The organism is Wolbachia endosymbiont (group A) of Campoletis raptor (assembly GCF_964026755.1).
In the GTDB taxonomy this organism is placed as follows: domain Bacteria; phylum Pseudomonadota; class Alphaproteobacteria; order Rickettsiales; family Anaplasmataceae; genus Wolbachia; species Wolbachia pipientis.
Window position 1 is genome coordinate 752259 of sequence record NZ_OZ034695.1, and the last position, 25765, is coordinate 778023.

The 25765-nt window shown below is 34.5% G+C and carries 12 protein-coding genes and 4 pseudogenes; 6 read left to right on the plus strand and 10 right to left on the minus strand.

The window, feature by feature from the left end:
- Positions 1-197 precede the first annotated feature (197 nt).
- Together AAGD74_RS03900 and AAGD74_RS03905 are read right to left on the minus strand one after the other, a co-directional pair.
- The gene (locus tag AAGD74_RS03900) at positions 198-866 is read right to left on the minus strand and encodes a RadC family protein (RefSeq protein ID WP_341810531.1); all 669 of its coding nucleotides are present in this window, start codon (positions 864-866) and stop codon (positions 198-200) included.
- Positions 867-1052: 186 nt separating this feature from the next.
- Positions 1053-1904, minus strand: coding sequence for a helix-turn-helix transcriptional regulator (locus tag AAGD74_RS03905; protein WP_341810532.1), 852 nt, complete (start codon positions 1902-1904; stop codon positions 1053-1055).
- Between the two features lie 160 nt (positions 1905-2064).
- Between AAGD74_RS03905 and AAGD74_RS03910 the strand changes: the two genes are divergently transcribed.
- On the plus strand, positions 2065-2982 hold the full coding sequence (locus AAGD74_RS03910) for an Rpn family recombination-promoting nuclease/putative transposase (RefSeq protein WP_338977051.1): 918 nt from the start codon (positions 2065-2067) through the stop codon (positions 2980-2982).
- A gap of 114 nt (positions 2983-3096) precedes the next feature.
- Here AAGD74_RS03910 and AAGD74_RS03915 read toward each other — a convergent pair whose 3' ends face one another.
- The 4 genes and pseudogenes from AAGD74_RS03915 to AAGD74_RS03930 all read right to left on the minus strand — a co-directional run.
- On the minus strand, positions 3097-4056 hold the full coding sequence (locus AAGD74_RS03915) for an IS5 family transposase (protein ID WP_338482314.1): 960 nt from the start codon (positions 4054-4056) through the stop codon (positions 3097-3099).
- Positions 4057-4207: 151 nt separating this feature from the next.
- Positions 4208-10165: an ankyrin repeat domain-containing protein gene (locus AAGD74_RS03920; protein ID WP_341810533.1), complete on the minus strand. Its 5958-nt coding sequence runs from the start codon at positions 10163-10165 to the stop codon at positions 4208-4210.
- Positions 10166-10298: 133 nt separating this feature from the next.
- A pseudogene (locus AAGD74_RS03925) lies at positions 10299-11131 on the minus strand (transposase family protein).
- Positions 11132-11207: 76 nt separating this feature from the next.
- Positions 11208-12262: pseudogene (locus tag AAGD74_RS03930) on the minus strand (IS256 family transposase); the annotation flags it as partial.
- 119 nt (positions 12263-12381) lie between these two features.
- Here AAGD74_RS03930 and AAGD74_RS03935 point away from each other — a divergent pair.
- Positions 12382-12711 carry a transposase gene (locus AAGD74_RS03935; RefSeq protein ID WP_341810772.1) on the plus strand — a complete coding sequence of 110 codons (330 nt, stop codon included), beginning with the start codon at positions 12382-12384 and terminating at the stop codon, positions 12709-12711.
- Positions 12712-13445: 734 nt separating this feature from the next.
- Positions 13446-15536 carry a hypothetical protein gene (locus tag AAGD74_RS03940; RefSeq protein WP_338482757.1) on the plus strand — a complete coding sequence of 697 codons (2091 nt, stop codon included), beginning with the start codon at positions 13446-13448 and terminating at the stop codon, positions 15534-15536.
- 127 nt (positions 15537-15663) lie between these two features.
- Here AAGD74_RS03940 and AAGD74_RS03945 read toward each other — a convergent pair whose 3' ends face one another.
- Positions 15664-17046 carry an IS66-like element ISWen3 family transposase gene (locus AAGD74_RS03945; RefSeq protein WP_007548562.1) on the minus strand — a complete coding sequence of 461 codons (1383 nt, stop codon included), beginning with the start codon at positions 17044-17046 and terminating at the stop codon, positions 15664-15666.
- A 159-nt stretch (positions 17047-17205) separates the two neighbouring features.
- A pseudogene (locus AAGD74_RS03950) lies at positions 17206-18437 on the minus strand (IS256 family transposase).
- Between the two features lie 121 nt (positions 18438-18558).
- Between AAGD74_RS03950 and AAGD74_RS03955 the strand changes: the two are divergent.
- Together AAGD74_RS03955 and AAGD74_RS03960 are read left to right on the plus strand one after the other, a co-directional pair.
- Positions 18559-18888, plus strand: a complete 330-nt coding sequence (locus tag AAGD74_RS03955; RefSeq protein WP_341810772.1) for a transposase — start codon at positions 18559-18561, stop codon at positions 18886-18888.
- A 734-nt stretch (positions 18889-19622) separates the two neighbouring features.
- Positions 19623-21713, plus strand: a complete 2091-nt coding sequence (locus tag AAGD74_RS03960; protein WP_338482757.1) for a hypothetical protein — start codon at positions 19623-19625, stop codon at positions 21711-21713.
- Between the two features lie 127 nt (positions 21714-21840).
- Here AAGD74_RS03960 and AAGD74_RS03965 read toward each other — a convergent pair whose 3' ends face one another.
- Together AAGD74_RS03965 and AAGD74_RS03970 are read right to left on the minus strand one after the other, a co-directional pair.
- Positions 21841-23223, minus strand: a complete 1383-nt coding sequence (locus tag AAGD74_RS03965; RefSeq protein ID WP_007548562.1) for an IS66-like element ISWen3 family transposase — start codon at positions 23221-23223, stop codon at positions 21841-21843.
- Between the two features lie 159 nt (positions 23224-23382).
- A pseudogene (locus AAGD74_RS03970) lies at positions 23383-24614 on the minus strand (IS256 family transposase).
- Positions 24615-24735: 121 nt separating this feature from the next.
- Between AAGD74_RS03970 and AAGD74_RS03975 the strand changes: the two are divergent.
- Entirely contained in the window at positions 24736-25065 is a 330-nt protein-coding gene (locus tag AAGD74_RS03975) for a transposase (RefSeq protein WP_341810772.1), read from the plus strand.
- Positions 25066-25765 lie beyond the last annotated feature (700 nt).

Here is a 25765-nt window from a genome sequence, read left to right on the forward strand (position 1 = left end):
GGCTTTTATTCGTTTATTATAACTTAACATGCAAGTTATACAAAGATCTTGTATACTTTGCAACTTTTGTGATGTCTTTTTCCAAATCTCAGCTATAGAGATACGCTTTTCTTAAAGCACTTATATTCATATTTCGTATTGTTTCCACTAGCAGTGGTAGCCAAACTTCCCAAACCTGAAAAATTTGGCATCCATCTTTATAACAGCTCTCTTTCCTTAAAGCTGCAATATCCTTTGTCCGTCACAATAATGTGATCCTCTAGCTCAATTCCCACCCCTTGACATGCTGACACTAATTCTCTAGTCATAACTTTATCATCTTCTGATGGTTCTAAACTCCCTCCTGGATGGTTGTGAGCTAATATTATCGATGCTGCCTCCATTGATAATGCCTTTTTTACCACTTTCCTTTCAGATAGGTGCACCTCATCTATTGTACCAAAATACACTTCGTCTCTTATCAAACGGTACTGTGTATCCAAATATATTATCTGGACAGCTTCTTTTGCTGAAAAGCCTATACTTACCCTTACATATTCTATGAGCTTTTCTTGGCTATCCATTACAGGGCCTCTCTTTAACCCTTCTCTTAGTGCCCTCTTGTAGGCTTCTTTAACACATTCAATTGCTGCGGCTGCATGTTCAGTCATTCCGTCTATCATTTTCAGGTCATCGATTTCTCGCCCTAAAATTTCTCCTATTCCTGGGCAATTATCCATTAAAGTTTTAGTAACATTTTGTGCTTGCTTTCTGTCATGAACTGCTCCTAGAAGCACTGCCACTATTTCGCGATCAAATAGAGCACTTCCTCCTCCGCTTTGTAGTACTCTCTCTATTTCTTCTGTAAGTTTTTCACTATTATTCATAAAATATACTCCTCGTTAATAACAAATTGTTTTTAATTGTTTACTGCTACTTTTTTAGCAGTCTTGGCATAAAGCCATAGCTTCCGAGTGAAGTCAAATCAATTTTTCAATCTTTTTTACTTATTTTTTCATTAAGAAGTTAAGATATTAGCAGATGCTTATTTTATCTAATTGAAAATTAATTCTTTATGTAAAAGAAGTTGTTACTATTTTAGAAATAACATCAGTAGAAAAACCTAACTTGAGTAAATTATTTGCAACTTTCATTCCCTCTATTTTATCAATCTTCTCTTTGTAAATTTGCTTTCTTTGCAATAAAAATTCTACCCATATATTTAGCTCATCTCGTGATTCTTGATTGTCAATTTTTCTATATTCCCTCGCCCAACTTAATAACTCATTTTCTGCTTCACCATCTTCATAATTATCTTCTTCCTTTATCAGATCTTCAGCATTCACTGATAATTCTTTTGCTATTTCCCATAACCTTTCACTTAAAAGAGTAACACTACCTTGTTCATAATGGTGTACCTGCGAGGGTCCTACATCTAGCTTTTTTGCTAATTCTTCTTGAGTATATCCCCTTATTATTCTCCACTTTTTTATCTCTTGTCCTCCGTTTGGCTCGTATCTCTCTTTATCGGCATATTCTTCAGTTGATAAGCCCGTTGCTCGATAGATAATCTCAGTATCAAATCCTGCTTTTAGCATATTCTTTGCCATTCTTATTCTTGCTGTTTTTACATCACTTTCCTCTTCAGCTCGGACAGATTTGGTTAATGCATAAATTGCTTTGTGTCCTCCTGCTTTTTCTATGAAATTATACATTTCCTGGGTCTTAGCTTCGTCAAAACAACTACTTTCTTTTAGCACTTTTCGTCTTGGAAAGAGATTTCTAATAGGAATTGATAATGACTCTGCTAATATTTTTAACTTTTCAATTGGAATGCCACATGTTCCTTGTTCATATCTTAGCAGCGTATGATAGTTTATTTCTGCTTTGCCTGCTAAATCTTTCAGAGTATATTTTTGCTTCAACCTCCAGCTCCTTACTTTTTGTGCTATTTGGTACCTTATGGAAACAGTAGTATACTTTGCCATACAGAAATAAATATTATACAGGTTAACATAAATCAAGATTGTTGAACATTTCTTCAAAATTGTGTATAATTATTAATGCTTTTTATCTTAATTTCTCATGGCTCTTTCCAAGTTTCTTGACGCACGCAACGATTATGCCTTCAAAAGAATATTTGGCACCGAAAAGAATAAAGATATTCTCATTCATTTCTTAAACGATATTTTAGGCTTTACTGGCTTAGCTGCTATTCACGATGTTGAATTCTTAGCTACCATCTTGGATCCTGAGATTGCCGCTAAAAAGCAAAGTATTGTCGATGTTCTTTGTAGAGACTCTCAAGGTTCAAGATATATTATAGAGATGCAGTTCACTAAGACTAAGGGCTTCGAAAAACGTGCTCAATATTATGCTGCTAAAGCCTACTCAAGTCAAGCTGATCAAGGTGATGATTATCATAACCTTAAAGAAATTATCTTTATTGCTGTTGCTGATTGTATTATTTTTCCAGATAAGGCTGAGTACAAATCTAATCATGTCATTTTAGATCAAAATAGCTTTGAACATGACTTAAAGGATTTTTACTTTGTATTCATAGAATTACCAAAATTTACAAAGACAAAAGAAGATCAATTAGAAAATATAGTAGAAAAATGGTGTTATTTTTTTCGTTATGCAGCAGAAACAAGGGAAGAGGATCTAGATAAGATAGTTGGTAGTGACGTAATAATAAAACGAGCTTATGAAGAGATGAATAAGTTTAATTGGTCAGAAGAAGAGTTACTAGCATATGAGCAAATGAAAAAACGCATAATGGATGAGATTGCTGCTTTTGCTCAAAAATTTGATGAGGGTCTTAAGGTAGGTCAAGAAAAAGGTAGACAAGAAGGCATCCAAATTGGCCGTGAAAAAGGTAAAATTGAAGGTAAAATTGAAGTTGCAAAAAACTCACTCAAGGCAGGTGTCTCTATAGATGTTATAGCTCAAATTACCGGTCTCTCTCATTCTGAAATTTTACAACTCAGGGAAAAAACATAATATTCCTACTTATTCACTTCAACATTTATGAAAACCTTCTCTAAGTTAGAAATATCCCCTAATTAAGAATGGCTTTGTTGCATAGCACTGATAGGCATGTAAATCACAGTGAATTTACGCAGCTAATTTAAATTTAGCCATACCTATATCAGTAAATTTGTTCAATAAGTAGCACTTAATTAACAGCTCTTTTTCACGATTTACCTCTGATTTATTTTTCAAGCCAAACCCAAATATTTGCTTCAACCTATAGAAAAAGACTTCAATATAAGACCGTGCTCCATACTTAACTTTTTTCTTCCATTCATTAATACCATCTTCATAATTCTCATATGACCTAATTCTACTAATATACTTGTTTCTTTCTGATAAGTAGTCAGCTAAACAAATTTTAGTATCCTTCCTAGGGCGAATAATAAGCACAATATTGTATTTTCTGCATTCTTTATACACACTTTTTATATCATAAGCCGCATCTGCTCGAATAGAACAAATGTTATATTTATCACTGACTTCTTCTAACATATCGCAGACCGGCAAATAGTCTACAGCAACACCACTAGTGTAGTTCATGCTTATTGCTTTCTTATCATTTATGTTTAAAACAACATGTAATTTTCTTACTTGACCATAACCACTGTATTTTCTTTTTCGAATATTAAGATTACTATGCCCACCGTTATTATTGTAGATACTAACTCTAGTGCTATCTACGGCAATTTCAACATTTTCCAGATCATCTTTATTGCTTCTATGGTCATCAATCTTCAAATTAAGCTTTTTAAATCTTCTGGAAGCTTGTGTATAGCTGATAATCTTAAGTTTTTTGCCTATTTGTACCATATAACCTTTTACAAAACCTACAGCTTGTCTCAAGCCAATTCTAAAAAGATGAACTATTATATGTATTAAAATTACAACTTTATCACTATAAGTGTTATTGCCACCTGCAACTTTTGAACTATTTTCATACCAATTTTCTATGGCTTGATTAACAAAATGAAAAACATTTCCTCTTTTTTTTAGAAACTCATTATATTCTCTTTGGTTACTTACTCTCATTTTTTGCGGCATAAGTTATACTTGTTTGAAAAATGCCTATTTTACAACAAAATGCGTTAGTAACCATAACCTTTTCTCCTTACAATAACCTCAACCAACACTAGCTATGCAACAAAGCCATCCATAGTTGGGGTCAATAGTACGGGTTACAGCAACTATCAGATTAGCTTGTGGTATAATATCTGTTATTGATAGGCTGAGATATCTTTGGATCATTGAAGGAACTCCCAGGTCGATAACACGCCTCTTGTGCTTTGGAACTGCTTCTGCTATCGGGGTTTTCTTGTATAGGATGAGGCGTCACACTCCGCTTATGCAGAAATTCCCCCACTTTAACTTTACCAGTAATGCTAGCATCATCATAGGGAGTATAACCAATTGAGTCAACCACATTCAAACTAGCCCCTACTTCTACTAGAAATTTTACTATATTCCACTCACCATTAATGGCAGCAGAATCAAGGGGAACTAGACCATATATATTAGCTACATTGAGACTACATCCTTTTTGTACTAGAAACTTTACCACATCAAGATGACCAGATGCTGAGGCAAAATGAAGAGCAGTATTAGAATCTCTACTGGGCAGATCAAGACAGAACCCTTTTTTTTGCATAAATTTTATTATATCCAATCTACCAGCAACAGCAGCGTGGTGAAGAGGAGATATGTCACACCAATCAGATAATTTTTGATCATCCTTACTTTTACATAGCAGAAACATCGCATCTAACTCACCAGACATAGCTGCATAATCTAGAGAAGAAACCACAGTTCCCCCGCCATAAGCAATTGTAGCCAAATCTGCCAAAAATCTTCCATTACCGTGTAGAGTAACGAATAGAGAAAAAGGTGTAGAACCATATTTGTCAGGTGTAGCTACCAACATGGGACACTTTGACATTAGGTACACGATCAATTCATACCTCTTAAATATAACAGAAAGATGAAGAGAAGTAAAACCGTGCTCATCATGATATGAGCCGGAATAGATATTGTGTAGAAACACTGATACTTCAAATGAATCACTTGCAATAGACAAATGAAGAGGATTTAAGCTATACCTATCAAATGTGCTGACTCTAGCACCCCTTTTGATTAGAAATTTCACGATACAAAGTTCATTATCTTCCACAGCGTAATGCAGAGGAGTCTTGCCATCTCTACAAACAGCATCGATTTTAGCCCCTTGTTCGACTAGAAACTTTACCACATCAATTTTATTACCTTCCACAGTGTAATGCAGAGGAGTCTTGCCATCTCTACAAACAGCATCGATTTTAGCCCCTTGTTCGACTAGAAACTTTACCACATCAAGTTTATTACCTTCCGCAGCGTAATGCAGAGGAGTCTTACCATTTTTATCAGATATGTTAAGACTAGCAAAATTATCAACCAGCAATTCTACTACACGCAAGCTTCTGCAGTTTGCAGCATAATGGAGAGGAGTTGCGCCACGTTTATCAGCTTTCTTGTAATCAGCACCCTCTTTGATTAGGAAATCGATGGGATCAAACTCACATTCAAGCGGATCACTAAGAACAGCAGCACGATGAACAGGGCCCATACCATCTTTATCAGTGATATTAATCAAACCAGGGAATTTATTGACTAAAAATCTTAATGTTTTTAATGAACCAAACGAAATACTATGAAAAAAGATATCTGCAAGGATTTCATTACTGTCAATATCTTTAGTATGAATATCTGTTTGACTCTCTAGTAGCAAATTCAACAGCACCGGGTCATCTACTTCAGCAGCAAGATAAGTGGGATTTAGACCATCCTGATCAGCTAAGCGGGCCAAGAATGGATGTCGTTGCAGTATTTCCGATAGAACTTGGGCATCTTGAAGTAAAACAGCCCAATGAGCAGGGTTTTTACCATCGTTACTAAGAAAAAGGGTAGGAAGATCTTTACGTGTTTCACCTCTGAGTAGAGATTCAATTTCATCGTATGGATCTACGCCAAATAAATCTTGGAGTATTTTTCTATCCTTTTGCGAGGTGTAGCGCAACCTCTTTTTACTGTATACTGTAGGCAAATCATTTACTAGCTTTCTCTTTAATGTGGTGGGAGATTTTCGTTTATCAGGTCCAAGTACACCATTACCTGACAAGCTTAGGGTAGAATCGATATCATCACCAGGCCCCCCTCCGCCATCATCATGTCCTCCTGTGCCACCAGGCCCCCCTCCGCCATCATCATGTCCTCCTGTGCCACCAGGCCCCCCTCCGCCATCATCATGTCCTCCTGTGCCACCAGGCCCCCCTCCGCCATCATCATGTCCTCCTGTGCCACCAGGCCCCCCTCCGCCATCATCATGTCCTCCTGTGCCACCAGGCCCCCCTCCGCCATCATCATGTCTTCCTTCACCATCATAACGCATTCCCTTAATGCAATCCTTTACTTCCTTGAAACCCGCGGATACTACTTTTCGCAAATTTTCTATATCACCCCTCTCTGATGATTTGGCAGCTTCGATTTCTCCTATTATTAACTTGATTTCGTCTGCAAAATTGATTTCTGCTAAGTGATAACTACCCTTATAATCCTGCTGCAAGAAAGACTCATCCACAGATAACGTAAAAACGTTACAAAACTTAGGTAAAGATTTACTCCCCCCTTTCTCAAAACTAAAAGGCAATCTGATGCCGTACTCGGTAATAAGATCCTTATAATAAGAAAATATTTCCTTTTCTGATACAAATACAGCTGTTCTATCATATATTTCATTAGCGCTCACATCTTTCCCATTGTATTTAAATAAAGAAGATGATTCATCAGAACTACCAAAAACAACTCCTTTTATCATCAAATCACATGATAGACATTGAACGTCGTCCTTTTTACAAATATAGTCCAACACCCTGAAAGCGGCACAAGAGGATAAAGTTGCTATTATTTTAGCGTTTGATTTGCATTCTGTGACCAACTGGAATTGTTTTTCGAAGGCCTGAAAAATCCTAATCCCAGACTCTAAGAGCAAACCTTCTAAATAACCAGGAGGGTTAGATTGAACGAGTCTGTAAAAATTCTTGAGTTTTGCTATTTCAGGAGTAGATAAACCTTTAAAATCTTTAGAAAATCCATTCAGTAAGAATAATAACGGTTGAAGTATAGTGAAAATGGACTCTGTAGACGACAAAAAACTTGATAAAAATTCCCGCGTGAAATAACTCATCTTTTTTTCTAGCGAATCTATATCCATTGAGAGCAACTGAACAGTAAATAAAGTTAATGCCCTCCTAAAGGGAAATAACTTGGCTAGAGAAATTTTTTGCCTCTGTTCACTGAAAGGATGAAAAAGAAATTCATAAACTTTATCTGTTTTCTGATGTAAATCCTGCAAAAGAACATGATCAACTTCATAAACCTCTTGTAGATCAGCTAAAGTCCTACTACAATGAGAAAGTCCTTCGATAGAAAGACTTGAGAAGCCTTTTATTAACCTCTGCAAATCTCCAGTAAGTTCCCAATTAGAGCTGTTTATTGTGGAGTAAATATCCGACGAGTATTCCATACAGATCGCTTCTGTGATAGAGTGTTTATACTTTTTTTCCTCACAAAGTTCTACCTTTCTGTAACATGCGTTGCCAAGATATGGGAGATACAACTTATCGCCTTCTATCTTCTTAAGACCTTTCTCCCAATCAAAAAGAAGGCGGTAAGAGTAGTCATGGTCTTGAAACCCACGTTTTGTAATAAAGGTAGGTTGAGGAATATAATAATCGTCACCAACTTTAATTCCTGTATCTCCAACGAATTTTATAGTATTAACATATGTTTTGTGTCCAGAAGAGAGATTAGGAAGCAAAGTAGAAGAAGAGATGTGCTTTTTTGGATGACCAAGGAGAACCCCATATTGATTGTTTTCAACTGAGAATACAAGTTTTTTATATCGCACGCAATAGTCGATTATCCTTTCTACCATATCTTCCGCTATATCATCAATTGCATTATAGAGTTGATTTGGTTCTTTATCAGCAAGAAGCGAAAATTGTTCTTCGAAAACTAGAAAAATACCCATAGCAGATTTAATTAAAACACCCCTAGCTTTTTTCGTATCGCAATCATAGGCGTGTAACAGAGAACTTAATTTTTCAACCCTTTGCTTTTGAGTGAATCTTCCAATAGTGCTAGATAAACATTTCAGTACTTTAGCGAAAGGTTTACACCATACCGCCTGGGACGGTTCTGATCCATCGATAAAATCGATAAGGCGATTAGAAGTCTGAGCATACTTACCTATGCCATAATTTCGATCCCACAACCTCTCAGAGTATATTCCAATAGCCCTTTCAAAAGTCTTAACAAATTGTGCGCAAAAAATAGTCATGAGCTGGGGTATTCCTTTCAAGATTGTTAGTGGTAGTTCAGGTGCTGAGGATCGAAAAAATTCTCTATTCATCTCAGAAATATCAAATTTTCGATCCCATGTTACATGCGCTTTACTTCCAAGACGAACCCTATTATCGTAACTTTTAATCAATTCTTCCGCTGCGATTTGTGATTTTTGTTCAGTAACATGTTTACCTACATCAAAAAGTTCACTGGATTCGTGCAAATTCATTATACTCCGTAAAGGCTTTGCAGATAACTTTCTTCCTTTCAATGGCTCAAGAAACTCTATTCCTCCGGTATAAACGGTCATTAACGCATAATATACTGCCCACCAACCACAATCGTTACCATTTATTTGTTGCCCAGTCAGATGATTGGTATAATTAAAAGCTATTTCATCTCCTGTACAAAAAGGTAATAACTTGAGAGGAATATCAACTTCCATAAACTCTATACCATTAATCAAGCCTTCCTTGATTGTTTTAGGAATTCCTTTTTGAGCGAAAGAATCAAAAAAGAAAAACCTATTCTTATCAGAGGATATTTCTTTACCAGTTACACTTGTATATTTTTTAGGTAGCAAAACACAGCTAACCCAATGAAGACCTCCACTTTCTTTATCACTACCTTTAGAATCTTTAGCAAAAACTGATTTGGTGTTAGCCACAAAAATAAAAGGCTTATCTAACTCAGTGCTATAATGAGAGTTTAGTATAGAACCATCCCTAGTTTGCCTTTTACAGACATGTTTAAGTAAATCTCTGGTAGCTTCTTCTGTGTCGTATCCAAAGTTAATAGGAGAAATATAATAGGCAAGCTGATTATCATTTACTGCCTGATTCATAAAACGGTTTATATTATCAATATCTGACCATACACATGAATTACCTGAATCATCACTATCGAATATTACTTGATTTAGTCTATGGTAAATATCACTTGCAACGAAAAAATCTTGATTAAATTGAACTGGTACTTGCAAACTCTCTTCTATTCCTTCCTGAAGATCACAATTTCCTACATCTTTAACCGAAAAAGGAATATTACAATTTATTAACCCATAAACCTCTTCCCTAGAAACTTCTACAGCTTCTTCAATATCTTTTTCTAGGTTCTTAAGAAGTGGTACAAAATGCATCTTGTAATTTACTACGCGAACAACATTATCCCCTTCACCTTGTTCACTTTGAATAAAGTATTGATTTTCTGTGGACCCTTTTATAGGCTCTTCCAGCAGTTCTATCACTTCAATTTTCACTTTGTATTTCGCACATATCATTCTTCCTTCAATATCCAGTCTACCCCATATTGGTGGAGAACTAGATTCTGTAGCCATATTCTTAATGGCTTCTAAGTATTTAAAAAAGGACTTAATATCGTCTTGTTTATTATATCCATTTTCGCTTATCACTTCTCCATCCGGATCTTTTTGAGGTACGAAATACTCTTCAGCATCTCCTATTATTACATTATAAACCCACTGATCTGGATTTTTGTTTGCTCCAGCGTAATCTGCGCAATCTTTTCTTAATGATTTTGCAGTGAAATGAAAACCTGGTTTTATATTTAGCTCATTTAATCCTTGGGCCACAGAGTCAAAAAAACAATCTCCTGTTTTAAGTGCCACGCCTATTTTTAGTTCATTAGGGTAAAACATTCTTAGTTGATTCAACAAATCTTCAAAATTTTGTTTTTTTTGCTGGTCTTCTTTCTGAGCTATCTGTTTAAAGATAGAGATAGGGTCTCTCTTTACTCTGGTATTATTACTTTGAAACACTATACTACCCTAATCATATCAAACTTTTAATATGATAGTTGAAAAGCTTATTAAAGCAAGATATTTTTCTAAAGACCTACTGCGAATCAAGCGATAAAAAGAAGGAAAGGAGGATGACTAAAATCAAGATTAACTAAAAGGCGTGCTTAAGATTTACAATACCAGCAATAATATTAAATCTCAAGTTGTATTTCTTCTGAAAATTGCGGTAAACATGCGACATAATCTTAAATATCTTTATCTCACGGATCTTATTTTCTACTCTCATTCTGAACGATGCTAGTCTTCTATTATATTCCTTCTGCTCCAGGGTTAATGGCTTCTTACGATACTTCTTGTGTGGAATTACAACATTGCTTTGCAATTTTTGCCAACCTTGATATCCAGAATCGGCATATTTTATGCTGTTCATTGGTAAATATTTTTCTTGTTTCCTTATACGAAAATCATGAATTTTACCGCGATGTGACCTTGACACTGACAAAATTTTTCCATTCTCCTCAACAATAATTTCAGTTTTCATAGTGTTGGTTCTTTTTTTCCTGAATATGATTTCTTCCGTTTTTTACTATCTTCTGGTCTCTGTATTTGCTGTTCTGTAACATCAGCCAGAATCTTTAGTATTTTTTCTGGTGTCATACTTCTATCTTTTGTTATAGTAACTTTTTTGGCAAGTAATGGCTCTATTTTCTTCAGTAACCTACATACATTTGCGTTGTGCACATTGAACAGGCACCCTAAAAATCTATGTGTTATGTAAGTGCGATAGTACAAAATTACGCAAAATAACTTATCTTCCAGAGTTGGTAGTTGTGATCTTCTGCCATGGCACTTTTTCTGTTTTTCAAGTTTTTCCCACTCAGACCTCACTTTTTCCACCACCTTTTCGAACTCCTCTATAGTTAAACCTGTTATATTACGAAAGTTTCTTGGGTGTTTCTTTATGTTATAGTAACTAAAGCTCATTTTTTTACCTTACTCAATCTGCTTATTCTTCTTTTACCTCTCTCACATCATTTTGTCATCACCTTTTGCAGCGGGTCTTATGCAATCCCTCAATTGGATTGGTAGTGTAAATCAGCTTTCTAACTGGCCCAGAATACTTAAAATAACCAGATAAATTTTCCCAATTGTTTTGCCACGATTTTGTAACCAAGGGATATTTTTCACTCCATTTTTCTTCCAGCTCAAGCAAATAACTCTCAGCAATCTCTTTACTTGAAGCACGATATATTTTTTTCAAATCATTCATGAAAACTTTTACATCTTTGCTAGATACATATTTCAGTGAATTCCTTATCTGATGCACTATACATAGCTGTACTTCTGCTTTAGGAAATACACTATTTATAGCTGTAGGAAAGCTTTTTAGTCCATCAATACATGCAATCAAAATATCCTCCACTCCTCTCTCTTTAAGGTCATTTAGCACTCCCAACCAAAAGTTAGCTCCTTCGCTTTCAGCCAAATAAAAACCCAAAACTTCTTTTCTACCATTTTGATCTATACCTAATATATTATACATGCATTTACTTACGCAATGCCCGTCCTCCTTGACCTTAAAAAACATGCCATCCATAAACACTATTGGATATACAGATTGCAGCGGACGACTACGCCATTCATTGATTACTGGCAGTAACTTGTCAGTAATGTTTGATATTTCTGCTAGCGATATTTTATGATCATAGATTTCTTCTATATGTGATACTATATCTCTATACCCCATGCCGCTGGCATATGTGCTTAAGACCTTTGCTTCAAGTTCTGGATGTAGGCTTGTTTGCCTTTTTTGACTATTTGCGGCTCAAAACTTCCCTCCCTATCTCTTGGTGTTAGCAGCTCAAATGAGCCTCCACTCGTGCGTAAAGTTTTTGCGTTTCTCCCATTTCTTCGGTTATTTTCTTCACTTTTAGCTGACATGTGGCTTTCTATTTCACCTTCCAGACTTGCCTCTAGCAGCCTTTTTATAAACGGTGTTAATGCTCCATCTCTTCCTTTCAATGGTCTTCCTTCTCGTATAGATGACAGGATATTTGTTTCTAATTCTTTATAATCTACCAAACCGGTAGTTCTGTTTACTACTTTCTGACTCATTGTCAAACCTCCATTTTTTATATCAATTTATTACTTTTTTTCGGTTTGACACACTTCTTTGAACGTTCCCTAAAATACATGCGCTTGTCGATGCACTTGGAAATCCACTTAAATTTACTCTGACTCCTGGTCAAAGAAATGAAATTACGCAGGCACAAGTGTTGACTGAAAGTATCTATAACTCTACTGTAGTAGGTGACAAGGGCTACGATAGCAATGCCTTTGTTACAAGTCTTGAAGACAAGGGATGTACAGTAGTTATTCCGCCAAAAAGGAATCGAAAAGTGCAAAGGTATTACGATGAGCATATCTACAAAGAACGTCATTTGATTGAGTGTTTTTTTGGTAAAATTAAAAATTTTAGGCGCATTTTTTCCGGATTTGATAAAACTGCTGAGGTTTTTATGGGTTTTCTCAATCTTGTTGGATCTCTTGTATGGCTTCTCTAAAATTTTGTCCACAGAGCCTAGAGTGCGTTTGGGTAAGATTGGAAAAAAAGCAAATTCTTCGAGCAAAAAAATTAGATTTGTGTTTTCTTAAGTTCAAATTAACTTCATAAAGTTTGTATAATTTATTGTCAGAGTTTTTTTTATTCTCTTTTTACTGTAGGTTCGCTCTATTTTGTCTTTTGCCTTTTTAAGCAGATTAATTATTAACTCATTAGTGTAGATTACAAAAATCTAAATAATATAGTTATTTTCAGTGCTCGAAATCAAGGAGCGTGAGAAGAGTTCGTTTTGGGATGCGTTGGTCTACCAATCGATACATACGAACTTTTTTATATAGCAACTTTACCATACGCTAAAATCAGCCATATTGGCCTGCTTCAGCCATATTTATATACGAACTTACTTGCCTAACTTCGTTGCAATAACCTTACGTTTTTATTTTTACAATCTTATTTTACGCAACTTGTTCTCACAAATATATGACCTTTTTTGAGGGAGTAAATAATTCAATTCCTTATAACACTAATTAGTATGGTCTTTTCATTAAATTTATCCTTTCAAAAAGACTGTGCTTTATTCACCTGCTTTAATAGTATTATAATATTTTACACCTAAACTTACTCTATAAAAATTCACAATACGAATTAGTAAATAGATTATATTCAAATTGATTTTATTTATGATATATAGTGCATACAATATATTACTTGTTTATTTTAGTAGGGGGTATAGGTATGTTTAGTTTAAAGCAGGTAGTACAATATAATTTATTTGGTAGTAACGACCTTGAAGGCAATTCATCTTGTGAATTTGAAGATTTTCCTGAAGAGGTATTTGAGATTAGCAATGAAGAAAATCAAGCAATAGATAGTTTGAAAAGTAAAATAGAAAATCTACAACAAGAAAATTTTGATCTTAAAAAAAATGTAGAGTTACAAAAACACTATAAGAAAAGAGTAGAAGAGTATTACGAAGAAGTAAGTGAACTTACCAGAGAAATGCAAACCCTAGAAGGGAAAATTAAAAGGCTTGAAGTTGAATTACAAAGAAGGACGAGAAATTTAACTGAAAATGATCAAGACATCGAACAGCTAAAACAGAAAGTAGAAATATTATTATTAGAAACTCAGAACAAAAGTGATATAATTAAGAACTTAAATAATCAATTAAAAGAGGCAAAGAGTGAAATTCAGTTAACAGACAAAATAAATGAAGAGTTACGGCAAAAACTGGATTTTACTGAAGATGAGTTAAATAGAGTAGGAAAAGAAAGTACAGTGCTGATAAACAGCATAGAGAATTTAAAAGGTGATTATGAAAATCAGATATTAGAAAAAGAGATGGAACTTAATGACGTAAGAGATCAATTTTGTATTTATTTATCAAAGTATGAAGAACTATTTGCAGAATTTAAAAGACCGCAGAAGGAAGACGAGAGTTTAAAACAGAAAAATTTCTATATTAGTAATGAAGTGTCTCTTGCAGATGAAATAAACAGAGAAAACGTAAGAGAAGAAATAGCAGAACCTCAATTTATACCTGAAGTAGAAACTAGGCATGTTAATGACAATGATGATCAAGGATCAACCAGGATATACGAAGGAATAGAGAACAATCAATATTATCGAACAAGTGAAGATAAAGACCATGAAAATACTGACTACAAGATTGAAGTGTGGAATGGAACGGATAGTGGAAGTGACAATGTTAGCCCTTGCCCTGATTATGATGAAAGTTTTGGTAGGCGTTACAGTCAACTATTCTACGATGCAAACATAATGCGCAAAGAAGATTCTTTTTCTTTAGCAAAAATAAAATTAAATGCAGTAGAAATAAAAAAGTATGAAAGTATTTGGCAAAAAATAAATAAGATCCATGATTGTCTGGACAATTTAGGTTACTCTGGTAGCGAAGAAGATTATGAGGAGTGCGATAAAGAACTTGATAAAGTTATAAGCGAAGCACTGGAACAAGGGATAATGTTCACTTTTCCATATAAATCTGATATGTCCTTGATAGATAGTATAGCTGACATATTCCCAAAGCTATATTTATCTGCTGACACTACTCGAATTCATGAGTTTTTGGACAAGAAAAAAATATTTCAGACAATATCAGAAGGTGCACCTTTAAATCGATTTAGTGAAAAAGAGCATGAAGATTTCGTCAACGTAATTTGTTCAGATAGAGACACTTTGAGTAAACGAGACGCAAACCTTTCAAGGCTGAAAGAGTTAGCACTTGAAAGTATTATCAAAAAAAGTGAGCAAATCAATAAACATAACTTTGATTTAGAAATAGACAATGGACATTTTTACATAGGTTATCCACAAAATAGTACTATTGAAGTTGCAAGGGTATTAAATAACCAAAAAGCTAAAGATTTAAAACTAAACATTGGTGTACTTCACGTTGGAAAAAGTATAATTAGAGTTGAAAATATAGGAGGAAGTAGAAATTATACGGACCTTTCAGAAGATAGAATTGAGATGTCTTTTACCACTGAAGTAGGAAAGATAAGTATCTATCTATTCCCTAATAAGGAAAATAGTAATAAAATAGATGTGAGGCTTGTCGATGAAGTAAGATTTAACAAATTAGAGAATAAATCAAGTTTAGGACAGAATTGTCTTTTAGGGGGAAAAAGTGTTTTAACAGCTATAGAAGATGGATGTTTTAAAAGAAATAGCAGCGTATTTGAAGAGTTAGATAAGACTATTAAACAGTCGGATTATACAATAGAAAATCCATCTAGCTTTATAGAGGAGGTTAATAAAAATCAGCTACTAAAAGTAAATGCAAGAACGTGTGGTCGGGGACTTTGATGATACAAATTAGGTTCTGTTGCATCTGTAAATTGTGGTAGAAGGAGATCGTTAAAACTGAGATTATGGAATTATAGAACAATTAGCATAGTGAAATTCTCAAAAGGTATCCGTTCAGGAGAGTGGTTTAAGAAACAATAGATAGGAGATTTTGGAAAGGATTGAGACCCCTTTGTTTCCAAGTTAAGTATAATGAAATTATCCGCTCAAGGAATGTATTTCCCCGCTTTGATTGTGTAAAATATGAGTTTTTGCGATAAACGACATAATGCCGAATTTGCCGTTCAGCGTGGTTATTTGTCAGCGGAATATTTTCTGGGTCATCTAAAAATTTCCACATCATTCTTTCAGATCTCAGAACATTTTTTGCAACTCGAGAGGCTCCAATTGCTTCAGGTAAACGAGATATCTCCTTCAAGTAATACTTTGTACGTTTTCTTAATTTTCTGGCACGTCTGACAAACCTCAAAACATCTATCTCACTTTTTAGTAAAGCTTTTTTTAGTGCAAATAATTCAGTGGCCACGTTTCTCAAGTAACAACCCAGAACTTTAACTTCAATATTCCAACTATGTGCTAATCTTTCAAAATCTCTTGATAAATGTGCCCAACAGATTTGCCTGTTTTTATCGGCAAAATAATTGTATGCTGCATACCTGTCAGTTATTACCAAGCTATTGCGATTGCAGAATTTACTATTTTGTAAAACTTTCATTCCTCTTGACTCTGTAAATTTTACAAAACTTGCCGTATTGCTTGCAAACATCCAACACCAAGCGAGTTTACCTTTGTTATAATGGCTCGTTTCATCAATATGTAGAACTTTACTCCTACTTATCTCTTGTTCGATCTGCTCATACATTTTTTTGCATTTTGAAGCAACTCTATGTTCACTATTTGATATGCTACCGACGCTTATGTTCAAATTGAAGATATCATTTACGACACTCGCTATTTCGCGTTTTGAATTTTTGTAGAATCCGCTGAACGCTGCAATTATTGACTTAACCCTTGGACCAAATGTATCTGGCGTAACACCTTCTGGTAACTTGCTACTTCTTCTCTTTCCGCATCTCCGACAACGGCCATGTTCTAACTGATATTCCACTACATAAGGCTTGATTTCTGGAAGATCAACTTTCTGATGAATATATGGTTTTTCACATATTGCAATTTCTCCTCCGCATTCGCAAGTATTAGGCAACTCTATCTTTACTACTTTATCTGCATCCATGTTGGCGCGAAAACTTCCTTTATGACCAACCTGACCGCCAATATTCCTTTCGCTTTTCGGCTTATTCTTTTTTATTTTATACAACTCTTTGGAACTTGGTATTGATGAATTTTTTGAGCTTAAACCGAGTCTTTCTCTTAACTCAGCATTTTCTATCTTTAAAGCCTTATTTTCTGCTTTTAAACTTTCATTCTCTTTTTCCAATCTTTCTATTTTTGCTTCTAACCTTTCTATTTTTTGCTGTAAATTTTTGCAAAGTTCTAAAAGGTTTACCATATTATTTCACTTTTGCTCTATGATTATCTTCTTAGATCACCTTGTCTACCTTATTCTGCCACTCCGCTGAACGGATACCTCAAAAGTAGAAACATTATCATTAGCTCCGATATTTTGTCTTTTTAGGGAGTGTTAAATAAACTGTGTCAAACTGCATTTTTAGTTCAACTCAATTTTCAATCTGCCAGGAAAGAAAACATCAAGTTGAGAGATAGTTAATGCCCAATCATGTACAGGCATCGTCCACTTTTCCTCTGTCTTCTTTATAGCACAATATACCTGCTTATACAAGGCATTTATGCTGGTAAATGAGCCTTTGGTCTTAGTGAATTTCCTAATTTGCCTATGTAGCTCCTCTATGGGATTGGTGGTGTAGATTATCCTCCTAACTGGACCAGAATACTTAAAATAACCAGACAAGTTTTCCCAATTATTCTGCCAAGATTTTATAACCATAGGGTACTTTGTGCCCCATTTTTCATCCAATTCCAACAGATAATTCTCGGCAATTTCCTTGCTTGAAGCTTGATATACCTTCTTTAAATCGCTCAAAAAACTCTTCGCATCTTTACTGGCCACATACTTCAGTGAGTTGCGTATCTGATGCACTATACACATCTGCACTTCCGCATTAGGAAAGACACTGTTTATAGCTGCAGGAAAGCTTTTCAGCCCATCAACGCAGGCAATAAGGATATCTTCTACTCCTCTTTCTTTGAGGTCATTTAGCACTCCCAACCAGAAGTTAGCTCCTTCACTTTCAGCCAAATAAAAACCTAATACTTCTTTTTTGCCATTTTGATCTATTCCTAATATGTTATACATGCATTTACTTACGCAATGCCCGTCCTCTTTGACTTTAAAAAACATGCCATCCATAAAAACTATCGGATATACAGACTGCAGCGGGCGACTACGCCATTCGTTGATTACTGGTAGCAATTTGTCAGTAATACTTGATATCTCTGCCGCCAATATTTTGTGATCATAAATTTCCTCAACATGTGACATTATATCTCTATAGCCCATACCACTGGCAAATGTGCTCAAAATCTTCGTTTCAAGCTCTGGTTTGTTTGCCTTTTTTTGACTATTTGTGGTTCGAAACTTCCTTCCCTATCTCTTGGCGTCAAAAGCTCAAATGACCCTGCGCTTGTACGTAAAGTCTTTGCATTCCTCCCATTTCTTAGATTATTCTCTTCGCTTTTAGCCGACAAGTGGTTTTCTATTTCACCTTCCAGGCTTACCTCCAGCAACTTTTTTATAAACGGTGTTAATGCTCCATCTCTTCCTGTCAACGGTCTTCCTTCTCGTACAGACGACAGGATATTTGTTTCTAATTCTTTATAATCTACCAATCCGGTAGTTCTGTTTACTACTTTCTGACTCATTGTCAAACCTCCATTTTTTTATATCAATTTATTACTTTTTTTTCGGTTTGACACACTTCTTTGAACGTTCCCTAAAATACATGCGCTTGTCGATGCACTTGGAAATCCACTTAAATTTACTCTGACTCCTGGTCAAAGAAATGAAATTACGCAGGCACAAGTGTTGACTGAAAGTATCTATAACTCTACTGTAGTAGGTGACAAGGGCTACGATAGCAATGCCTTTGTTACAAGTCTTGAAGACAAGGGATGTACAGTAGTTATTCCGCCAAAAAGGAATCGAAAAGTGCAAAGGTATTACGATGAGCATATCTACAAAGAACGTCATTTGATTGAGTGTTTTTTTGGTAAAATTAAAAATTTTAGGCGCATTTTTTCCGGATTTGATAAAACTGCTGAGGTTTTTATGGGTTTTCTCAATCTTGTTGGATCTCTTGTATGGCTTCTCTAAAATTTTGTCCACAGAGCCTAGAGTGCGTTTGGGTAAGATTGGAAAAAAAGCAAATTCTTCGAGCAAAAAAATTAGATTTGTGTTTTCTTAAGTTCAAATTAACTTCATAAAGTTTGTATAATTTATTGTCAGAGTTTTTTTTATTCTCTTTTTACTGTAGGTTCGCTCTATTTTGTCTTTTGCCTTTTTAAGCAGATTAATTATTAACTCATTAGTGTAGATTACAAAAATCTAAATAATATAGTTATTTTCAGTGCTCGAAATCAAGGAGCGTGAGAAGAGTTCGTTTTGGGATGCGTTGGTCTACCAATCGATACATACGAACTTTTTTATATAGCAACTTTACCATACGCTAAAATCAGCCATATTGGCCTGCTTCAGCCATATTTATATACGAACTTACTTGCCTAACTTCGTTGCAATAACCTTACGTTTTTATTTTTACAATCTTATTTTACGCAACTTGTTCTCACAAATATATGACCTTTTTTGAGGGAGTAAATAATTCAATTCCTTATAACACTAATTAGTATGGTCTTTTCATTAAATTTATCCTTTCAAAAAGACTGTGCTTTATTCACCTGCTTTAATAGTATTATAATATTTTACACCTAAACTTACTCTATAAAAATTCACAATACGAATTAGTAAATAGATTATATTCAAATTGATTTTATTTATGATATATAGTGCATACAATATATTACTTGTTTATTTTAGTAGGGGGTATAGGTATGTTTAGTTTAAAGCAGGTAGTACAATATAATTTATTTGGTAGTAACGACCTTGAAGGCAATTCATCTTGTGAATTTGAAGATTTTCCTGAAGAGGTATTTGAGATTAGCAATGAAGAAAATCAAGCAATAGATAGTTTGAAAAGTAAAATAGAAAATCTACAACAAGAAAATTTTGATCTTAAAAAAAATGTAGAGTTACAAAAACACTATAAGAAAAGAGTAGAAGAGTATTACGAAGAAGTAAGTGAACTTACCAGAGAAATGCAAACCCTAGAAGGGAAAATTAAAAGGCTTGAAGTTGAATTACAAAGAAGGACGAGAAATTTAACTGAAAATGATCAAGACATCGAACAGCTAAAACAGAAAGTAGAAATATTATTATTAGAAACTCAGAACAAAAGTGATATAATTAAGAACTTAAATAATCAATTAAAAGAGGCAAAGAGTGAAATTCAGTTAACAGACAAAATAAATGAAGAGTTACGGCAAAAACTGGATTTTACTGAAGATGAGTTAAATAGAGTAGGAAAAGAAAGTACAGTGCTGATAAACAGCATAGAGAATTTAAAAGGTGATTATGAAAATCAGATATTAGAAAAAGAGATGGAACTTAATGACGTAAGAGATCAATTTTGTATTTATTTATCAAAGTATGAAGAACTATTTGCAGAATTTAAAAGACCGCAGAAGGAAGACGAGAGTTTAAAACAGAAAAATTTCTATATTAGTAATGAAGTGTCTCTTGCAGATGAAATAAACAGAGAAAACGTAAGAGAAGAAATAGCAGAACCTCAATTTATACCTGAAGTAGAAACTAGGCATGTTAATGACAATGATGATCAAGGATCAACCAGGATATACGAAGGAATAGAGAACAATCAATATTATCGAACAAGTGAAGATAAAGACCATGAAAATACTGACTACAAGATTGAAGTGTGGAATGGAACGGATAGTGGAAGTGACAATGTTAGCCCTTGCCCTGATTATGATGAAAGTTTTGGTAGGCGTTACAGTCAACTATTCTACGATGCAAACATAATGCGCAAAGAAGATTCTTTTTCTTTAGCAAAAATAAAATTAAATGCAGTAGAAATAAAAAAGTATGAAAGTATTTGGCAAAAAATAAATAAGATCCATGATTGTCTGGACAATTTAGGTTACTCTGGTAGCGAAGAAGATTATGAGGAGTGCGATAAAGAACTTGATAAAGTTATAAGCGAAGCACTGGAACAAGGGATAATGTTCACTTTTCCATATAAATCTGATATGTCCTTGATAGATAGTATAGCTGACATATTCCCAAAGCTATATTTATCTGCTGACACTACTCGAATTCATGAGTTTTTGGACAAGAAAAAAATATTTCAGACAATATCAGAAGGTGCACCTTTAAATCGATTTAGTGAAAAAGAGCATGAAGATTTCGTCAACGTAATTTGTTCAGATAGAGACACTTTGAGTAAACGAGACGCAAACCTTTCAAGGCTGAAAGAGTTAGCACTTGAAAGTATTATCAAAAAAAGTGAGCAAATCAATAAACATAACTTTGATTTAGAAATAGACAATGGACATTTTTACATAGGTTATCCACAAAATAGTACTATTGAAGTTGCAAGGGTATTAAATAACCAAAAAGCTAAAGATTTAAAACTAAACATTGGTGTACTTCACGTTGGAAAAAGTATAATTAGAGTTGAAAATATAGGAGGAAGTAGAAATTATACGGACCTTTCAGAAGATAGAATTGAGATGTCTTTTACCACTGAAGTAGGAAAGATAAGTATCTATCTATTCCCTAATAAGGAAAATAGTAATAAAATAGATGTGAGGCTTGTCGATGAAGTAAGATTTAACAAATTAGAGAATAAATCAAGTTTAGGACAGAATTGTCTTTTAGGGGGAAAAAGTGTTTTAACAGCTATAGAAGATGGATGTTTTAAAAGAAATAGCAGCGTATTTGAAGAGTTAGATAAGACTATTAAACAGTCGGATTATACAATAGAAAATCCATCTAGCTTTATAGAGGAGGTTAATAAAAATCAGCTACTAAAAGTAAATGCAAGAACGTGTGGTCGGGGACTTTGATGATACAAATTAGGTTCTGTTGCATCTGTAAATTGTGGTAGAAGGAGATCGTTAAAACTGAGATTATGGAATTATAGAACAATTAGCATAGTGAAATTCTCAAAAGGTATCCGTTCAGGAGAGTGGTTTAAGAAACAATAGATAGGAGATTTTGGAAAGGATTGAGACCCCTTTGTTTCCAAGTTAAGTATAATGAAATTATCCGCTCAAGGAATGTATTTCCCCGCTTTGATTGTGTAAAATATGAGTTTTTGCGATAAACGACATAATGCCGAATTTGCCGTTCAGCGTGGTTATTTGTCAGCGGAATATTTTCTGGGTCATCTAAAAATTTCCACATCATTCTTTCAGATCTCAGAACATTTTTTGCAACTCGAGAGGCTCCAATTGCTTCAGGTAAACGAGATATCTCCTTCAAGTAATACTTTGTACGTTTTCTTAATTTTCTGGCACGTCTGACAAACCTCAAAACATCTATCTCACTTTTTAGTAAAGCTTTTTTTAGTGCAAATAATTCAGTGGCCACGTTTCTCAAGTAACAACCCAGAACTTTAACTTCAATATTCCAACTATGTGCTAATCTTTCAAAATCTCTTGATAAATGTGCCCAACAGATTTGCCTGTTTTTATCGGCAAAATAATTGTATGCTGCATACCTGTCAGTTATTACCAAGCTATTGCGATTGCAGAATTTACTATTTTGTAAAACTTTCATTCCTCTTGACTCTGTAAATTTTACAAAACTTGCCGTATTGCTTGCAAACATCCAACACCAAGCGAGTTTACCTTTGTTATAATGGCTCGTTTCATCAATATGTAGAACTTTACTCCTACTTATCTCTTGTTCGATCTGCTCATACATTTTTTTGCATTTTGAAGCAACTCTATGTTCACTATTTGATATGCTACCGACGCTTATGTTCAAATTGAAGATATCATTTACGACACTCGCTATTTCGCGTTTTGAATTTTTGTAGAATCCGCTGAACGCTGCAATTATTGACTTAACCCTTGGACCAAATGTATCTGGCGTAACACCTTCTGGTAACTTGCTACTTCTTCTCTTTCCGCATCTCCGACAACGGCCATGTTCTAACTGATATTCCACTACATAAGGCTTGATTTCTGGAAGATCAACTTTCTGATGAATATATGGTTTTTCACATATTGCAATTTCTCCTCCGCATTCGCAAGTATTAGGCAACTCTATCTTTACTACTTTATCTGCATCCATGTTGGCGCGAAAACTTCCTTTATGACCAACCTGACCGCCAATATTCCTTTCGCTTTTCGGCTTATTCTTTTTTATTTTATACAACTCTTTGGAACTTGGTATTGATGAATTTTTTGAGCTTAAACCGAGTCTTTCTCTTAACTCAGCATTTTCTATCTTTAAAGCCTTATTTTCTGCTTTTAAACTTTCATTCTCTTTTTCCAATCTTTCTATTTTTGCTTCTAACCTTTCTATTTTTTGCTGTAAATTTTTGCAAAGTTCTAAAAGGTTTACCATATTATTTCACTTTTGCTCTATGATTATCTTCTTAGATCACCTTGTCTACCTTATTCTGCCACTCCGCTGAACGGATACCTCAAAAGTAGAAACATTATCATTAGCTCCGATATTTTGTCTTTTTAGGGAGTGTTAAATAAACTGTGTCAAACTGCATTTTTAGTTCAACTCAATTTTCAATCTGCCAGGAAAGAAAACATCAAGTTGAGAGATAGTTAATGCCCAATCATGTACAGGCATCGTCCACTTTTCCTCTGTCTTCTTTATAGCACAATATACCTGCTTATACAAGGCATTTATGCTGGTAAATGAGCCTTTGGTCTTAGTGAATTTCCTAATTTGCCTATGTAGCTCCTCTATGGGATTGGTGGTGTAGATTATCCTCCTAACTGGACCAGAATACTTAAAATAACCAGACAAGTTTTCCCAATTATTCTGCCAAGATTTTATAACCATAGGGTACTTTGTGCCCCATTTTTCATCCAATTCCAACAGATAATTCTCGGCAATTTCCTTGCTTGAAGCTTGATATACCTTCTTTAAATCGCTCAAAAAACTCTTCGCATCTTTACTGGCCACATACTTCAGTGAGTTGCGTATCTGATGCACTATACACATCTGCACTTCCGCATTAGGAAAGACACTGTTTATAGCTGCAGGAAAGCTTTTCAGCCCATCAACGCAGGCAATAAGGATATCTTCTACTCCTCTTTCTTTGAGGTCATTTAGCACTCCCAACCAGAAGTTAGCTCCTTCACTTTCAGCCAAATAAAAACCTAATACTTCTTTTTTGCCATTTTGATCTATTCCTAATATGTTATACATGCATTTACTTACGCAATGCCCGTCCTCTTTGACTTTAAAAAACATGCCATCCATAAAAACTATCGGATATACAGACTGCAGCGGGCGACTACGCCATTCGTTGATTACTGGTAGCAATTTGTCAGTAATACTTGATATCTCTGCCGCCAATATTTTGTGATCATAAATTTCCTCAACATGTGACATTATATCTCTATAGCCCATACCACTGGCAAATGTGCTCAAAATCTTCGTTTCAAGCTCTGGTTTGTTTGCCTTTTTTTGACTATTTGTGGTTCGAAACTTCCTTCCCTATCTCTTGGCGTCAAAAGCTCAAATGACCCTGCGCTTGTACGTAAAGTCTTTGCATTCCTCCCATTTCTTAGATTATTCTCTTCGCTTTTAGCCGACAAGTGGTTTTCTATTTCACCTTCCAGGCTTACCTCCAGCAACTTTTTTATAAACGGTGTTAATGCTCCATCTCTTCCTGTCAACGGTCTTCCTTCTCGTACAGACGACAGGATATTTGTTTCTAATTCTTTATAATCTACCAATCCGGTAGTTCTGTTTACTACTTTCTGACTCATTGTCAAACCTCCATTTTTTTATATCAATTTATTACTTTTTTTTCGGTTTGACACACTTCTTTGAACGTTCCCTAAAATACATGCGCTTGTCGATGCACTTGGAAATCCACTTAAATTTACTCTGACTCCTGGTCAAAGAAATGAAATTACGCAGGCACAAGTGTTGACTGAAAGTATCTATAACTCTACTGTAGTAGGTGACAAGGGCTACGATAGCAATGCCTTTGTTACAAGTCTTGAAGACAAGGGATGTACAGTAGTTATTCCGCCAAAAAGGAATCGAAAAGTGCAAAGGTATTACGATGAGCATATCTACAAAGAACGTCATTTGATTGAGTGTTTTTTTGGTAAAATTAAAAATTTTAGGCGCATTTTTTCCGGATTTGATAAAACTGCTGAGGTTTTTATGGGTTTTCTCAATCTTGTTGGATCTCTTGTATGGCTTCTCTAAAATTTTGTCCACAGAGCCTAGAGTGCGTTTGGGTAAGATTGGAAAAAAAGCAAATTCTTCGAGCAAAAAAATTAGATTTGTGTTTTCTTAAGTTCAAATTAACTTCATAAAGTTTGTATAATTTATTGTCAGAGTTTTTTTTATTCTCTTTTTACTGTAGGTTCGCTCTATTTTGTCTTTTGCCTTTTTAAGCAGATTAATTATTAACTCATTAGTGTAGATTACAAAAATCTAAATAATATAGTTATTTTCAGTGCTCGAAATCAAGGAGCGTGAGAAGAGTTCGTTTTGGGATGCGTTGGTCTACCAATCGATACATACGAACTTTTTTATATAGCAACTTTACCATACGCTAAAATCAGCCATATTGGCCTGCTTCAGCCATATTTATATACGAACTTACTTGCCTAACTTCGTTGCAATAACCTTACGTTTTTATTTTTACAATCTTATTTTACGCAACTTGTTCTCACAAATATATGACCTTTTTTGAGGGAGTAAATAATTCAATTCCTTATAACACTAATTAGTATGGTCTTTTCATTAAATTTATCCTTTCAAAAAGACTGTGCTTTATTCACCTGCTTTAATAGTATTATAATATTTTACACCTAAACTTACTCTATAAAAATTCACAATACGAATTAGTAAATAGATTATATTCAAATTGATTTTATTTATGATATATAGTGCATACAAT

Excerpts from the sequence above, each read along its gene's own strand:
- AAGD74_RS03960 (WP_338482757.1), top strand. The coding sequence starts at position 19,623 with ATGTTTAGTTTAAAGCAGGTAGTACAATATAATTTATTTGGTAGTAAC.
- AAGD74_RS03915 (WP_338482314.1), bottom strand. The coding sequence starts at position 4,056 with ATGCCGCAAAAAATGAGAGTAAGTAACCAAAGAGAATATAATGAGTTT.
- AAGD74_RS03910 (WP_338977051.1), top strand. The coding sequence starts at position 2,065 with ATGGCTCTTTCCAAGTTTCTTGACGCACGCAACGATTATGCCTTCAAA.
- AAGD74_RS03965 (WP_007548562.1), bottom strand. The coding sequence starts at position 23,223 with ATGGTAAACCTTTTAGAACTTTGCAAAAATTTACAGCAAAAAATAGAA.
- AAGD74_RS03945 (WP_007548562.1), bottom strand. The coding sequence starts at position 17,046 with ATGGTAAACCTTTTAGAACTTTGCAAAAATTTACAGCAAAAAATAGAA.
- AAGD74_RS03900 (WP_341810531.1), bottom strand. The coding sequence starts at position 866 with ATGAATAATAGTGAAAAACTTACAGAAGAAATAGAGAGAGTACTACAA.
- AAGD74_RS03940 (WP_338482757.1), top strand. The coding sequence starts at position 13,446 with ATGTTTAGTTTAAAGCAGGTAGTACAATATAATTTATTTGGTAGTAAC.